The following is a 14,371-nucleotide window of genomic DNA, read 5'->3' as shown; positions in this document are numbered from 1 at the left end:
TCCGCCCATGCACCCCGTCCAGCTGATCCATCACCACATCGACCACCACCAGGATGATCTACCACAACACCAGCAACTGCCGTTGCAGTACTAGGCGGTCTGTTTGCGCAGGTAGGCGATGTCGGCCGCCTGGCCCTCGCTCGGCGTCTCCACGACGACTGGCGCGCCGGCCTTGCGGGCGACGTCGGCCAGCAGCTCGGGGTCGATGGTCCCGTCGCCGCCGACGACGTTGGCGTGGCGATCGCGGTTGGAGCCGAACTCGTCGCGCGAGTTGTTGAGGTGCACCAGGTCGATGCGACCGGTGATGGCCTTGACCTTCTCCACGGCGTCGGCCAGCTCCCAGCCGGCGGCGTAGGCGTGGCAGGTGTCGAGGCAGAACCCGGCGCCGAACTCGCCGACCTCGTCCCACAGGCGCGCGATCACGTCGAGTTCGCGGGTCATCGCGTTCTCGCCGCCAGCGGTGTTCTCGATGAGGATTGGCACGGCGAAGCCGCCCTTTTCCGCTTCGCGCTCGAAGAGCTTGCGCCAGTTGGCCAGCCCCTCGGCCACGTCGTCGCCGGCGCCCACGTGGCCGCCGTGCACGATGAGTCCCTTCGCACCGATCGCGGCGGCACCGGTGGCGTGCTGCGCCACGTTCTTGCGCGACGGGATGCGGATGCGGTTGTTCAGCGACGCGACGTTGATCAGGTACGGCGCGTGGATGAACACCTCGACCGGCGACTCCTTGATGGCGTCCCCGAACGGGTGCGGTTTCGGAGCCTTCCACCCCTGCGGGTCGGACAGGAAGAACTGGACGACGTCGGCTTCTCGCTCGGCGACGGCGGCCAGTGGATCGTCGTCGCGGACATGGGCGCCAATCTGCATGCCAGCACGCTACCCCCGGGTGAATCCGCACCTGACGCCCCAGTTGGTGACGCTCGTGGAGTACCGTGAGCGCGTTCCGTGATCCAGTTCGGGCCGACGGAGGGGTTTTGCATGGGGAAGCACGCCGCCCGGATCACCACGTTGGGGATCGCCGTCGCGCTGCCGGTTCTCTCGGCCGCGCTCGCGCTCCCCGCCACGGCGTCCGCGGACCCGAGCCCCACGCTCGACGGCGACTGCTCGGCCACGTTGCAGAACGGCAAGTCCGGTAAGGGCCTGTCGCTCGACGCGGGCGCGCCGCTCAACGCCCCCGATCGCCTCACCGTCGGCCTCGACTCGAAGGCCAAGCAGTCGGACGGGAGCAACCCGCTCTTCACGCTCCCGGTGGGCGATGTCGTGCGCGGCCTCGGTGTCGGCGAGGTGCCGGTGGTCGGTGACGCGGCGACGGACGCCGTCTGCCCGCTCGCGCAGAACACGGCCAACGGCGTCGGCAACGCCACGCAGAGCCTGGTCGGCAGCGTGACCGCCCCGATCGTGCCGCCCGCCGACAACCCGCCGGACGACAATCCTCCCGGGGCGCCTCCCGGCACGCCGCCCGGTGGACCTGGCGGGCCTGGCGGGCCTGGTGGACCGGGCGAGCCCGGCGGTCCCGGCAGCAGCCTCGACCCGGTGATCACCGGCTCGGGCGATCTGTCCGGCCTCGACTCCATCGCGGGCATCTTCACCAACGCCGCCATGCTGCCGTCCGGGCTCGTGCAGGCGCCGCCGGTGATCACGCAGGTCATCCCCGGTCAGCTGCCCGCGGACCAGGTGCCGACCGTCGACGCGAAGAAGTCGGGCACCGCCGAGGCGCTGCCGGCCGTGACGCCGCCGGCGAAGCTGCCGATGCTCATCGCGGTGCTCGCGCTGGCCATCGTCGCGGCGGCGCTCGTGCGGGCGTGGCTGCGCCGCAAGACCGCCTGATCGACACGAGCGGTGACGGCCGCTTCCACCCGAATGCCTGACATCGGTGGCTGAGCGGGCGTCACTCGTTCCCGTTACCGTCGTTGTCCAGGGGAGACAGGTTCGGACCGGACGCGGCGGAGGGCTCGATGGCCAGGCAGCACCGCACACGCAGGGCCACCGCGGTGGGAGCCGCCGCTTTCGTGCTGGCCGGCTCGGCCGCGCTCGCGGCGCCGGCCACAGCGTCCGCCGACACCCTGACCACGCCGTGCGGGTCCACGATCACCGCGAAGCCGGGTGACAAGGTCGAGGCGACGACGCCGTTGCTGGGGATCCCGCTCGACCTCGGTGTGGTCGGCCAGGTGTCCGGCGTGCTGACGGGGACCGTCAACGCGCTGCTCGGCACCGTCTGCAAGGTCACGGTGAACGTGGTCGACACCGTCGTCGCGCCGGTGCCCGTGGTCGGCGCGCCCGCCGCGGGGACGCTGGACAAGACCGTCTCGGGAACCACGAACACGCTGCAGCAGGGCGTCGACTCGACGCAGCGCGCACTGACGGGCGGGACACCCGCGCAGCAGAACCCCGGCAGCCCGCAGCAGCCGCCGGCGACCGGCCCCGGCGCGCCGCAGGGCGGCACTCCCGCCGGCCAGACCCCGATCCCGCCGGTGAACAGCCCGTTGCTGCCGCTCTCGGGCGGTGGCGGCGGTCTCGCGTCGCTGTTCCCAGGCTTCGCGAACTTCTCGAACCTGCCGTTCAGCACCGGATACGCGCCGATGCGCGACTACAGCGACATCCCGATGGCCATGGCCGGGCTGTTCTCGCCGTCGCCCGCACTGCGCTACGGAAGCCAGATCCCCGGGTACGCGCCGCAGTACGGCCTCGCCAACCCGGGTCAGCCGGCGGCCGGGAACGCGAGCGTGCAGAACGCGGGCGAGGCGCAGGCGTTACCGCCCACCGGCGACAACCACACGAACGGGTTGGACTGGCCCGTGCTGGTGGCAGTTCTTGCACTCTCCGGAGTCAGCGCGGGGCTGGTCCGGACCTGGGTGCTCCGCCGAATGGCCGCTGCGAGTTAGGCCGACTCACCAGTATCTTTTCGGGGTCCCATTCGTTCTACCTGTCGCGATGGTTGACGCCCGCAGATCCTGGAGGACAGCGCTCGTGCCGAAGAACCCCACCTGGCTGAGAACCCGGCGTGCACTGAGCGTCACCGCGCTGGCCGCCCTGGTGACCGGCGGCGCGTTCCTCGGCTCGGGCACCGCTTCGGCGGCCACGACTCTGGCCAACCAGTGCACGGGCTCGGTCAGCGGCAGCATGGGCGACACCGTCGCGCTGCCGGGCTCCTCCGTCAGCGCACTCGCGAAGCAGGCCGCGGCGGCGAAGCAGCAGTCGCTGCTGTGGCTCATCCCGCTCAACGGCGTGGACCCCGACGGCGTGGCCAACGCGCTGGCCGCGAAAACGCTCACGGTCGGCACCGTGCCCAGCTCCTCGGGCGGCACCATCGACGGCAAGACCATCGGCAGCGCCGTCAACCAGGCTCTGCAGGGCAACGCCGCGCTCGGCTGGAGCGCCGACACGAAGAAGCAGGTCCTCGACGCGATCACCAGCTCGGTCACGTCGAACTGCGGCCTGACCACGCTGGCCACGAACTACACGCCGCCGACCTCGTCGTCGACCTCGCCGAGCAGCAGCTCGCCGTCGACTTCACCCTCGTCCTCGCCGGGCTCGGACAGCGGCCCGCTCGCGAACCTGATCCCCGGGGCCACGGGCACCGCCCCGCAGCGCGACTACAACGGCATCCCGACCGCGACGCCCGGCACGGCCGTCGCCCCCGGCATCCGCTACCCGGCCAACGGCACGCTGCCCGGCTCGGCCGCGCCCGTGACCGGCGGCCAGGACACGCAGAGCCAGAGCCCGGACGTGCGCAACGCCGGCAACGCGGAGTCGCTCGCGACCTCCGGCGACGCGCCCGACATCCAGCTGCCGATGCTGCTCGCGGTGATCGTGCTGGCGGGCGTGACGGCCGGGCTGGTGCGCACCTGGGCGCTGCGCCGGGCCTCCTGACAGCTCGGTCGGTACACCCAGGTACTCTTACCTGGACAAACCCTCCTGCCACGGACAGTCCGTGGCCGCGAGCCCATAGGAGGTGAGTGGTTATGTCACGCCATTACGAGGTAATGGTCATCCTGGACCCCACGCTCGACGAGCGCACGGTCGCCCCCACGCTGGACAACTTCCTCAACGTGATCCGCACTTCGGGCGGAAGCGTCGAGAAGGTCGACGTCTGGGGCCGCCGTCGCCTGGCGTACGAGATCAAGAAGCACGCCGAGGGCATCTACGCGCTGCTCGACCTGAACTCCGACTCCGACGCGGTCAAGGAACTCGACCGTCAGCTGTCGCTGCAGGAGACCGTGCTGCGCACCAAGGTCATGCGCCGCGAGGTCAAGCGCGCCGCGGCCAAGCCCGTCGCCGCCAAGGCCTGAGCCGAAGGGACGTCCCCGTGGCTGGAGACACCGTCATCACGGTGGTCGGAAACCTGACCTCCGACCCGGAACTGCGTTTCACCCCGTCCGGCGCGGCGGTCGCGAACTTCACGGTCGCGTCGACCCCCCGCACCCTCGACCGGCAGTCCGGCGAGTGGAAGGACGGCGAGGCGCTGTTCCTGCGCTGCAACATCTGGCGCCAGGCGGCGGAGAACGTCGCCGAGTCGCTCACCCGCGGCGCCCGTGTGGTCGTGCAAGGACGGCTCAAGCAGCGGTCCTTCGAGACCAAGGAAGGCGAGAAGCGCACCGTCGTCGAACTCGAGGTCGACGAGATCGGGCCCTCGCTGCGGTACGCCACGGCGAAGGTCAACAAGGTCAGCCGCGGTGGCGGCGGTGACTTCGGCGGCGGCGGTGGCGGCGGTAACCGCGGAGGCGGCGGTGGCGGCGGCATGCCGGCCGACGACCCGTGGGGCTCCGCTCCGCCCGCGGGCGGTGGCGGCGGCGGTTTCGCCGACGAACCCCCGTTCTGATCTCGCACCTTTACACCTCAAGATTTGAATCCAGGAGAACACAGTGGCCAAGCCACCCATCCGTAAGCCCAAGAAGAAGGTCTGCGTTTTCTGCAAGGCCGAGAAGAAGGGCCGCCCGGAACTGATCGACTACAAGGACACCAACCTGCTGCGGAAGTACATCTCCGACCGCGGCAAGATCCGTGCCCGTCGCGTCACCGGCAACTGCAGCCAGCACCAGCGTGACATCGCCATCGCGGTGAAGAACTCGCGCGAGATGGCGCTGCTGCCCTACACCTCGACCGCTCGCTGAGGAGGCTCGTCATGGCGAAGATCATTCTCACCACCGACGTGGCGAACCTCGGTGGCCCCGGCGACATCGTCGAGGTCAAGGACGGTTACGCCCGCAACTACCTGCTGCCCCGCGGCTACGCCATCGTGGCCAGCAAGGGTGCCGAGAAGAACGTGCGCACCATCCAGCGCGCGCAGGAATCCCGGCGCATCCGCGACCTCGACCACGCCAAGGAGATCAAGGCGACGCTCGAGGGCCTCGGCGCCATCCAGCTGACAGGCAAGGCCGCGGAGGGCTCGAAGAAGCTCTTCGGCTCCATCACCGCCGGCGAGATCGTCGACGCGATCAAGGCCCAGGGCGGCCCGCTCCTCGACAAGCGCGTCCTGGACCTCCGCGACCACATCAAGACGGTCGGCAAGCACTCCGTCAACGCCCGCCTCCACCCCGACGTGAAGGTCGACGTCCGCCTCGAAGTCAAGGCGACTTCGGTCTGACGGATTTGTTCTGACGAAGCGCCCCTCGGGTTCCGACCCGAGGGGCGCTTCTCTTTTGGGTGACTGATGGTGCGAACCGAAACCGCGTCAATTCATTGCGTTATTCTCGCCGCTGATCTTGCTGAGGTTTCGCAGGCCGGGGGTTCCGCGATGTCACGCCGCTTCGTCCCACTGGTGGTCGCGGCCACCCTCCTGACCTCGTGCAGCGGAAGCACGGAACCCGCCACGCCGACCACCTCGGCCGCCGCCTCCGGCCCCGCGTCCCCCGTTCTCTCCCCACAGACGGCCTGCTCAACGATCCGTGCAGCGTCCTCACTGCAGCCGAAGCGGCCCAAGTCGGCCTGGCTTACCCCGGTCGACCGGTCAACGAGACTTCTGCCAGCTGCTCGTTCAGATCCTCAGGCAACCCGCTGAACTCCATCAGCATCGGTGCCGTTCCACAGAACCCACACGGAATCAGCGACATCTACGGCCAGAAGGCCCGATCAGCCTACTTCGAGCCCGTTTCGATCAGTGGCTACCCGGGCGCTCTCGCCGACATCCACGACGGCAGAACGTCCGGCAACTGTCAACCGTGGGTCGGCGTCACCGACGAGCTCGCGGTCTCGATCATCCCGCAGATCTCCGCGGGGCCGAACAAGAACGACCCGTGCGGGCTGGCGCAGAAGTTCGCGGCCGCGATGATCGGGCACCTGAAAGCCCAATCCGGATCGTCCTGAACTGCTGGTCCGAGCCATCACAAGATCGATTTCGACCTGCTCTCGAACTCGCCTGAACCCGAGCGGGAACCAACGGCCGTGCGTTACCATCCAACCTGCTGATCTCGCCGTTTGGGGAGCGAGAGGTAGCCAAAGGGGGTAACGCCGATGTCCGAAGTCCCACCACCTGCGCCGATCAAGGTTGGCAATTACGGGACTGCCGGCGGGTACCAGTTCAGCGAGGACGAGGTCGACGGCGTCATCCGTCAGTGGGAAGACCTGCTTCAGGAGATGAACGCGGACCTGCTGCGAGCGAAGCGCATCGCCGAGGTAAAGGCTCCTGCCGACGAGTTCGCGAGCGCCGACTTCGTCTCCACCGGCGCCAATCCCTCGGGCGCGACACTCAAGACGCAGCACAAGGCCATGGTCGATTACGTCACCAACTACATCACCGCGCTAAAAGCCGCGAAGAACAAGATCACTGTCAAAGAACAAGAGACCCGCGACGCCATGAACAAGACTGGAGTCTGAGCGCCCCATGCTGCCCCGCACAGCCCGCTTCGTTGCCTCTGCCGCCGCTGCACTCACCGTGGCAGGCTCGCTCGCCGCGTGCAGCGGTGATGGCAACGGCGGCTCGCCCACCCAGTCCAGCGCGGCGAACTCGACAAGCTCCGCTGGCAGCAGCATCGACCCGGCGCTCAAAGTACCCGCACCGCTGCCCACCGACTCGGTTCTGAACGATCCGTGCTCGGTGTTGAGTGCGAGCCAAGCCGCACAGGTGGGGCTGAAGCCCGAGGGCAAGCTCGACGACCGATCTCCCAAGGCGTGCACGTGGGAATCCTCCGGAAACGCCGAAAACTCCGTGGGAATCGGCGCGCTGCCGCAGAACAAGAATGGGCTTTCCGACATCTATTCAGGTAAGGCGTCCGCTGCCTACTTCACCCCGGTCACGATCGAGGGGTATCCGGCGGTATTCACCGACAAGAGCGACGACCGTTCCGACGGATCGTGCCAGCTGTGGATCGGCATCACCGACCAGCTCGCCGTCTCGGTCGGCACCGTGATCAACGTCGGCGCTCACAAGTCGGATCCCTGCCCGATCGCACAGCAGGTGGGCCAGGCAATGGTCCAGCACCTCAAAGGGGCGGCATGACCGTCATCAAACCAATGGCGCCAGAAGGAGTGGCTCATCATGGGGAGTGAAGCCAACACACTTGGCAAAGAAGTCAAGGGAATGGCGATCGGCGCGGGTTACGGTGCCGCAATCGGCTCTGTCGTGCCCGGTGTCGGTACCGCGGTCGGCGCCGGTGTTGGCGCTGTCGTCGGCGGCCTGGTGGGAATCTTGAGCGGTGGGCCAGAGGCTCAGCAGGCCCAAGCCAATCTTGGTGGAAGGTCGATCGACGCTCGGACGATCTGGGAGAAGATCCACCCCGGGAGTGCCGACTCACTCAAGGACGGTGTCGCTGCGGCGGCCGACCTGGAGAAGGATCATACGGCCCGCGCCACGCACATTGACGCACTGAACAAGGCCATGGACGCCGCTTGGCAAGGTGGCGGCGCGAGCGCCGCGCAGGCTGGAGCGCATCCTCTCGGCCTATGGCTGCAGGACTCGGCCACCAACCTGCAGAAGAGCCACACCTACCTGAACACGCAGGTCGACTGCTTCGGAACCGTGAAGAGCCAGGTGCAGGAGATCGCCAAGGATCCACCGTCGGCCGGGTTCCTGGACGGCGTCAACCCGTTCAGCGACAAAGACGACGAGATCAACAAATACAACCAGGTGGGCACGGCCAACGTTCAGGCGTACACCAACTACTTCAACGCCTCCGGTGCGAACGCGCAGGGAATGCCGCAGTACAGCGAGTGGCAGGGCAACAACCTGTCGAACCCCGGAAGCCCGAACGTGCCGGGCGGACCTGGGGGCGGCGGCAAGGTCCCGAGTGTGGGCGGCGGCCCTGGTGGCGGCGCGAGCAGCTTCAACCCCGCGAACATGCCCAAGTTCGACGCGAAGCCGACTGACTTCCAGACAAGCCACACGGGCGTCAACGATCCCCACAACCCCAACAACACCGGCATCCCGACCGGGACCTACAACCCCACGGGCTCGGACAGCACCACCGCACAGGGCTACACGCCGTCGTCGTTCGATTCGAGCGGTTTCGGTCCGGGCGGTGCCGGTGGCGGGTTCGGCCCGGGTGGTGGTTTCGGCGCAGGTGCCGGGGGCGGCAGCGGCAGCGGCAGCGGGTTCGGTGGCGGCGGCGCTGGTCCGGGTGCGGTCGCGGGCTTCGGGCCGGGTGCGTTCGGCGGCGGCTTCGGGCCCGGGGGCGCGGCCTCCGGTGCGGCGGGCGGGCTCGGCGCTGGTGAGGGCGCGGCCGGCGCAGGCGTGCGTGGCGGTGCCATGGGAGGCGCGGCCGGGAAGGCCGGCGCGTCCGGGATGGGCGGCATGGGTGCGGGCGGCGCCAAGGGCGGCAAGGGCACCGAGGACGAGGAACACCAGACCAAGTACCTCGTCGAAGAGGATGCCAACGAGCTGTTCGGCACCGACGAGCTGACCGCGCCACCCGTGATCGGTGAATGAGGCCCAACGACGTGATCACCCTTGATCAACCGAACAAGTTCACCCTCCCGACGCTGTTCAACCTGATCAAGCGCCGGGGCGGTGAGCCGCACCAGGTCATCGCGGACATGCCGGTCTTCCTGGACCCGGATGCCGAGCGGACGATCGACCAGGACGTGAACAAGGTCCTGACCGAGATCGGGCTGATGGGTCCACGCGGCATGGACCGCGACCTGCTGGCGCTCATCGAGTCGATCTGCCACCCGCAGATCGAGTACTACGGGTGGTTCGACGGGCAGTTCGACGACGGCAGCCCCTCGAACTACGCCGTGCTGGTAGGGAGCGGGAACGGCGGTGGGTTCGCGCTGCTCCGGGTCATCGGAGAGCAGACGGTCACCGTGGTCCGGCAGCGGCCGGACCTGTTGCTCCCGACGTTCCTCGACCTCCTGCCCGCAGGCCAGGGCGCGTCGGGACAGCCGCTGGTCACCAGCAAGTCCGAGTTCGAGAGCGGCCACGCCGCGGGGTCCGAGGACGTGTCGCAGCGCTCGATTATGCAGACCGGGCATGGGCGGAACGAGGCGCTCGCGCCGCTGAAGGAGATTCAGCGGATCCTCAAGGCGCCGCGGACCGGGGCGGGGTCGTTGTACGTCGCGATGCGGCCGAACGGGGGGCGGCGCCGGCGGATTCCGAAGCCGATCAACTTCGTGGACACCGCCGAGGGGCGCTGGCTGATGGAGGAGCGGCCCGGACGGGACGACTCGCTCATCGTGTTCACGCCGGGCACGCCGAAGGCGATCGGGGATCGGTTGCGGACCGCGCAGAGCGCGTTGGGCTGACCCGTCAGAGCGCTACTCCGGGTGGGGTTTCGAGTGCGGCACGTTCAGGTGGCCGTCAGGTGAACCCCACCCGGTTTTCGTATTGCGAACCGGCTTACCAGCGCGTTCTCACTCAGCGGTTACTCAGAGCACCGAACCGCCGGTGCGCGATCGCGTGTCCAGTCGTTCAGCCCACCGTGGCACGCCTCTACGCTCCGTAGCACTCATCCACAGGCAGGTGTGCACACGCATGCGCGACACGCCGAACGACGCACCGTACGCGACACGCCGGACGGGTTTCGACAAAGTTCTCCACAGTCTCTACACAGGCCTTGACCTGCGGATTCTTTGAAGCTGATCAGTACTGTCCCCATCTTGTCCACAGCGTGACGGCTACCTGTGACTGGTTACCTCCAGTCGTCCACAAGTTATCCACAGGACGGTCAACACCCGGAATTGCGCTCGTCCGTCCGGGGGATCTAGCGTGCCCTCGGCCAGCACTCACGGTGGCGCCCGGCGTGGCAAGTCATCGGTGAGAGCGACGTCGGTCCATCATCAAGAGGGCCCGGCGGTTGGGCTGGGAAAGTCGGAGAGGATCCGGCATAATCGAACAGGTGTTCGCACGAGGAGGGCTTGCGCGGCACCGTTCGGCACAGGACGTGACGAGTGGCAGGGGATGACCGCGGCTTTGCCCGCCGGTCGAGGAGGTGTCCGGGGCGGTGGCGCTGACCGACGACCGCGGTCCGATGTACGACGCGGACTCCGACCCGGGGCCCAGTGACCCGGGTCCGGGCGGTTTCGACCGGCAGCCGCCGCAGGACATGGCGGCGGAGCAATCGGTGCTGGGCGGCATGCTGCTGTCGAAGGACGCGATCGCCGACGTGATCGAGGCGCTCGGGCCCGGCGACTTCTACCGGCCCGCGCACCAGGCCGTGTACGACTGCATCCTCGACCTCTACGGCCGCGGCGAGCCCGCCGACCCGATCACGGTGTCGGCGGAGCTGGAGCGCCGCGGCGAGCTCGGCCGCGTCGGCGGGGCGCCGTACCTGCACACGCTCATCGCGACCGTCCCCACCGCGGCCAACGCCGGCTACTACGCCGAAATCGTCGCCGAGAAGGCGGTGCTGCGTCGGCTCGTGGAAGCGGGCACGCGCATCGTGCAGTACGGCTACGGCGCGGCGGCCGCCGACGGCGCGAACATCGACGAGGTCGTCGACCGCGCGCAGGCCGCGATCTACGACGTCACCGAGCGCCGCACCAGCGAGGACTACGTCGCCCTCGAAGACCTGCTGCAGCCGACCATGGACGAGATCGACGCGATCGCGTCGCGCGGTGGCCAGTCGCAGGGCATCCCGACCGGGTTCGCCGACTTCGACGAGCTCACCAACGGCCTGCACCCCGGCCAGATGATCATCGTCGCCGCGCGCCCCGGTGTCGGCAAGTCGACACTAGGCCTGGACTTCGTGCGTTCGGCGTCCATCCGCCACGGCCTGACCAGCGTCATCTTCTCGCTGGAAATGAGCCGCACCGAGATCGTGATGCGCATGCTCTCGGCCGAGGCCAAGATCCGCCTCGCCGACATGCGCGGCGGCAAGATGTCCGACGACGACTGGACCCGCCTGGCCCGCCGCATGAGCGAGGTCTCGGAGGCGCCACTGTTCGTCGACGACTCTCCGAACATGACGATGATGGAGATCCGCGCGAAGGCCCGCCGGCTCAAGCAGCGCCACGACCTCAAGCTGGTGGTCGTCGACTACCTCCAGCTGATGACGTCGGGCAAGCGCGTCGAGTCGCGGCAGCAGGAAGTCTCGGAGTTCTCGCGGCAGCTCAAGCTGCTCGCGAAGGAGATCGAAGTGCCGGTCATCGCGATCTCCCAGCTCAACCGTGGTCCGGAACAGCGCACCGACAAGAAGCCGATGCTCTCCGACCTCCGTGAGTCGGGCTCCCTGGAGCAGGACGCCGACATCGTCATCCTGATCAACCGCCCCGACGCCTGGGAACGTGACGACCCCCGCGCCGGAGAAGCCGACCTGATCCTGGCGAAGCACCGCGCCGGCCCGACAAGCACGATCGTCGTGGCGCACCAGCTGCACTACAGCCGCTTCGCCGATCTCGCGCACGACTAGCCGCTTTGTCCGACGCGGTCCCCACCTTCGGCGGCGTGCGACTGCGCGCGTTCGAAGACCGCGACGTGGACATGATCCTCGACTTGTCGACCGATCCCTACATCCCGGCCATCGGTTCGCTCGGCAGCAACTCCAGCCTGGACGACGCCCGCGCGTACCTCCGGCGACAGCACGACCGCCTCGACGCCGGGCTGGGCTACGCGTTCTGCATAGCGTCCGCGAACACCGACGAAGCACTGGGCACGATCGGCCTGCACCTCACCGCCCGCGCCGCCGGCCGCGGGGTAAGCCATCGCCCCCGCCCACCGCGGCAAGGGGTTCGCGCGGCAGGCGCTCACCGCGCTGACGCGGTTCGCCTGGTCGATCCCGGACCTGCACCGGATCGAGCTGTACATCGAACCGTGGAACGTCGCCTCGGTCCGCACGGCCGAGGCCGCGGGCTACCAGCGCGAAGGCCTGCTCCGCAGCCACCAGGAAATCAGCGGTCGGCGGGTCGACATGCTGCTGTACTCCGCCATCAAGCCGGCTGACCAGCCAAGATAGGCAGATCGGCAGCCGGCCGCGCGGCGCGGGCGGTTCAGCTGGGGCGCCAGGCGGCCATCGCCGTGTACTCGGCGAGCAGGGCGGGCGGCAGGTCGCCGTGGCGGCGGCCTGTTGGGACGCGGGCAGGTAGGTGAACATCTCCACGAAGCCGACCGTGATCGCGTTCTCGACCCGGGGTCGGACCAGAGCTCGGTGTCCAGCACGGCCGCGACGGCGCGCGCCTGCGTGAACTGGTCGGGGTCGGCGTCGCGGCGGCGCCAGGTGGCGAGGTACCAGACGCCGAGGGTGTCGAAGTACCGCGTCGGCAGTAGTTCGCCGTGGTCGGAGAGGTGCTCGGTCATCGGGGCGGCCGCGTGTGGTGCCGCAGCGGCGGCGGCCTGGGCCACGCGGATCTGGTCGGGAGACGCGAAAGGTTCGGCGCCCGCGCGGGCGGCGTAGTCCCGGCCAGGGTCGTCCATGTCGATCACCCCGCCACCGTGCGGCTCAGCGGCCCAGTGCCTCGTAGTTCGTGATGAAGCTCGTCAGCAGGCGGGCGAACGTCGCGCGATCGTCGGCGCTCCACGGCGACATCGCCTCCGCGAGGACAGTTCTGCGAGCGTGTGCGGCGCGTCCAGGCGGGCGCGGCCGGCCGGGGCCAGGGCGAGGACGGTACGGCGGCCGTCGGATTGGTCGGCTTCGCGGTGCAGGTCGCCCTGGTCGACGGCGCGGGCGACGAGGCGGCTGGCGCGCGGCTGGTCGACGCCCAGAGCCGTGGCCGGCGACGTGACGGTGGCCGCATCGCCACGGTCCGCGAAGTCCTCGACGACATCGAGCAGTTCGATCACCGGGTCGACCACATGCCGGCCGGGGTCGCGGGCGATGCAGGTGAGGGCACGGCGCTGCCGGCTCCGGCGAGTAGCGATCATGGCGCGTTCGACGTCGGCCACCGGACTTTCGCCTCGATCTCTTGGTGGGCTTCCCGGCCTTCGGGCGGTGAGCTGGTGGTCCGAGGTGAGCCGGCCGCGGTGGCGCAGCTCGTCGAGATGTGGGCCATGTTGCCTCCTTGGACCCTGAACGGCTTCAGGGCTTTGTCGAGGCCTTGCGCGCCCGGGCCACACACGGCACCGACGAGGACGACTACCTCACCACCATCCGCGCCCTCGGACAAATGGCTGAAACCTCACCTGACGAAATATCCCCGGGCCGCCCGACGTCGAGTACTCTAGTAGTTGAAGTTTCAAACACCTGGAGGCACCCATGGCCCGCACCCCGGTTCTCTACCTCAGCCACGGTGCGCCGCCGCTCGCGGACGACGCGAGGTGGACCAAGCAGCTCGCCGGCTGGTCCGCGGACCTGCCGAAGCCCGAGGCGATCCTCGTGGTCTCGGCGCACTGGGAAGAGGCGCCACTGACGCTCGGGGCGACCGAGACCGTCCCCCTCGTGTACGACTTCTGGGGCTTCCCCGACCGCTTCTACCAGGTGAAATACGCCGCACCGGGTGCGCCGGAGCTGGCCGCGAAGGTGCGCAAGCTGCTGCACTCGACGACCCCCGTGCACGATGCACCGGACCGTGGTCTCGACCACGGCGCGTACGTGCCGCTCGTCGAGATGTACCCCGACGCCGACGTCCCCGTGCTGCAGGTCTCGATGCCCTCGCTCGACCCGCGGGTGCTGTTCGACCTCGGCCGCAAGCTCGCGCCGCTGCGCGACGAAGGCGTGCTGATCATCGGCAGCGGCTTCTTCACCCACAATCTCAGCGCCATGCGCGAGACCGACGGCACCGACGGCACGCCGCCGCAGTGGTCCACCGAGTTCGACCACTGGGGCGACGAGGTCATCAACCGAGGCGACGTCGACGCCTTGCTCGACTTCCAGCACAAGGCCCCGGCCGCCGCCGTGGCGCACCCGCGCATCGAGCACTTCGCGCCGCTGTTCGTCACGCTCGGCGCGAGCGAGACGACCGGCCGCACCGTGATCGACGGGTTCTGGCACGGCCTTGCGAAGCGCTCGCTCGAATTTTCCTGACGCACAAAGAAAACGGGCCCGGAAGCTGGCTGCTTCCGGGCCCGTTT

Annotated in this window: 18 protein-coding genes; 15 read left to right on the top strand and 3 right to left on the bottom strand. The window is 68.9% G+C overall.

Features of this window, described 5'->3' with window-relative positions; translation table 11 throughout:
• Positions 1–90: 90 nt before the first annotated feature.
• A complete protein-coding gene (locus AB0F91_RS41360) occupies positions 91–864 on the bottom strand; it encodes a deoxyribonuclease IV (RefSeq protein WP_360606996.1) in 774 nt (257 codons plus the stop codon).
• Between the two features lie 111 nt (positions 865–975).
• Between AB0F91_RS41360 and AB0F91_RS41355 the strand changes: the two genes are divergently transcribed.
• The 14 genes from AB0F91_RS41355 to AB0F91_RS41290 all read left to right on the top strand — a co-directional run bounded on the left by AB0F91_RS41355 (position 976) and on the right by AB0F91_RS41290 (position 12,320).
• Positions 976–1,824 carry a hypothetical protein gene (locus tag AB0F91_RS41355; RefSeq protein WP_360606994.1) on the top strand — a complete coding sequence of 283 codons (849 nt, stop codon included), beginning with the start codon at positions 976–978 and terminating at the stop codon, positions 1,822–1,824.
• Between the two features lie 128 nt (positions 1,825–1,952).
• Positions 1,953–2,879 carry a hypothetical protein gene (locus AB0F91_RS41350; RefSeq protein ID WP_360606992.1) on the top strand — a complete coding sequence of 309 codons (927 nt, stop codon included), beginning with the start codon at positions 1,953–1,955 and terminating at the stop codon, positions 2,877–2,879.
• Positions 2,880–2,964: 85 nt separating this feature from the next.
• Positions 2,965–3,867, top strand: coding sequence for a hypothetical protein (locus AB0F91_RS41345; RefSeq protein ID WP_360606990.1), 903 nt, complete (start codon positions 2,965–2,967; stop codon positions 3,865–3,867).
• Positions 3,868–3,959: 92 nt separating this feature from the next.
• Positions 3,960–4,286, top strand: a complete 327-nt coding sequence (gene rpsF / locus AB0F91_RS41340; protein ID WP_220245346.1) for a 30S ribosomal protein S6 — start codon at positions 3,960–3,962, stop codon at positions 4,284–4,286.
• A gap of 17 nt (positions 4,287–4,303) precedes the next feature.
• Positions 4,304–4,816, top strand: coding sequence for a single-stranded DNA-binding protein (locus tag AB0F91_RS41335; protein WP_360606988.1), 513 nt, complete (start codon positions 4,304–4,306; stop codon positions 4,814–4,816).
• 43 nt (positions 4,817–4,859) lie between these two features.
• A complete protein-coding gene (gene rpsR, locus AB0F91_RS41330; RefSeq protein ID WP_003098744.1) occupies positions 4,860–5,108 on the top strand; it encodes a 30S ribosomal protein S18 in 249 nt (82 codons plus the stop codon).
• Between the two features lie 11 nt (positions 5,109–5,119).
• Positions 5,120–5,581: a 50S ribosomal protein L9 gene (rplI, locus tag AB0F91_RS41325; protein ID WP_220245348.1), complete on the top strand. Its 462-nt coding sequence runs from the start codon at positions 5,120–5,122 to the stop codon at positions 5,579–5,581.
• Positions 5,582–5,781: 200 nt separating this feature from the next.
• Positions 5,782–6,300, top strand: a complete 519-nt coding sequence (locus tag AB0F91_RS41320) for a DUF3558 domain-containing protein (protein ID WP_360606986.1) — start codon at positions 5,782–5,784, stop codon at positions 6,298–6,300.
• A gap of 147 nt (positions 6,301–6,447) precedes the next feature.
• Positions 6,448–6,810: a hypothetical protein gene (locus AB0F91_RS41315; protein ID WP_360606984.1), complete on the top strand. Its 363-nt coding sequence runs from the start codon at positions 6,448–6,450 to the stop codon at positions 6,808–6,810.
• A 7-nt stretch (positions 6,811–6,817) separates the two neighbouring features.
• Complete coding sequence (locus AB0F91_RS41310) at positions 6,818–7,432, top strand: DUF3558 domain-containing protein (protein WP_360606982.1); 615 nt, start codon at positions 6,818–6,820, stop codon at positions 7,430–7,432.
• Between the two features lie 39 nt (positions 7,433–7,471).
• Positions 7,472–8,857 carry a hypothetical protein gene (locus AB0F91_RS41305; protein WP_360606980.1) on the top strand — a complete coding sequence of 462 codons (1,386 nt, stop codon included), beginning with the start codon at positions 7,472–7,474 and terminating at the stop codon, positions 8,855–8,857.
• Positions 8,854–9,672: an ESX secretion-associated protein EspG gene (locus AB0F91_RS41300; RefSeq protein ID WP_360606978.1), complete on the top strand. Its 819-nt coding sequence runs from the start codon at positions 8,854–8,856 to the stop codon at positions 9,670–9,672. The genes AB0F91_RS41305 and AB0F91_RS41300 overlap by 4 nt, the downstream gene beginning before the upstream one ends.
• A gap of 698 nt (positions 9,673–10,370) precedes the next feature.
• Positions 10,371–11,777: a replicative DNA helicase gene (gene dnaB / locus AB0F91_RS41295; RefSeq protein WP_360607003.1), complete on the top strand. Its 1,407-nt coding sequence runs from the start codon at positions 10,371–10,373 to the stop codon at positions 11,775–11,777.
• A gap of 291 nt (positions 11,778–12,068) precedes the next feature.
• Entirely contained in the window at positions 12,069–12,320 is a 252-nt protein-coding gene (locus AB0F91_RS41290) for a GNAT family protein (RefSeq protein WP_360607001.1), read from the top strand.
• Here AB0F91_RS41290 and AB0F91_RS41285 read toward each other — a convergent pair.
• Together AB0F91_RS41285 and AB0F91_RS41280 are read right to left on the bottom strand one after the other, a co-directional pair.
• On the bottom strand, positions 12,218–12,778 hold the full coding sequence (locus AB0F91_RS41285) for a hypothetical protein (RefSeq protein WP_360606976.1): 561 nt from the start codon (positions 12,776–12,778) through the stop codon (positions 12,218–12,220). The genes AB0F91_RS41290 and AB0F91_RS41285 overlap by 103 nt on opposite strands.
• Before the next feature lie 63 nt (positions 12,779–12,841).
• Positions 12,842–13,246 carry a MarR family winged helix-turn-helix transcriptional regulator gene (locus tag AB0F91_RS41280; RefSeq protein ID WP_360606974.1) on the bottom strand — a complete coding sequence of 135 codons (405 nt, stop codon included), beginning with the start codon at positions 13,244–13,246 and terminating at the stop codon, positions 12,842–12,844.
• A gap of 310 nt (positions 13,247–13,556) precedes the next feature.
• Here AB0F91_RS41280 and AB0F91_RS41275 point away from each other — a divergent pair, with 310 nt between their 5' ends.
• Entirely contained in the window at positions 13,557–14,324 is a 768-nt protein-coding gene (locus AB0F91_RS41275) for a class III extradiol ring-cleavage dioxygenase (protein WP_360606972.1), read from the top strand.
• The last annotated feature ends 47 nt before the right edge of the window (positions 14,325–14,371 follow it).

The organism is Amycolatopsis sp. NPDC023774 (assembly GCF_040639695.1).
In the GTDB taxonomy this organism is placed as follows: domain Bacteria; phylum Actinomycetota; class Actinomycetes; order Mycobacteriales; family Pseudonocardiaceae; genus Amycolatopsis.
The sequence above is the reverse complement of the archived record's forward strand: the minus strand, read 5'-3'. Positions and strand labels throughout refer to the sequence as shown.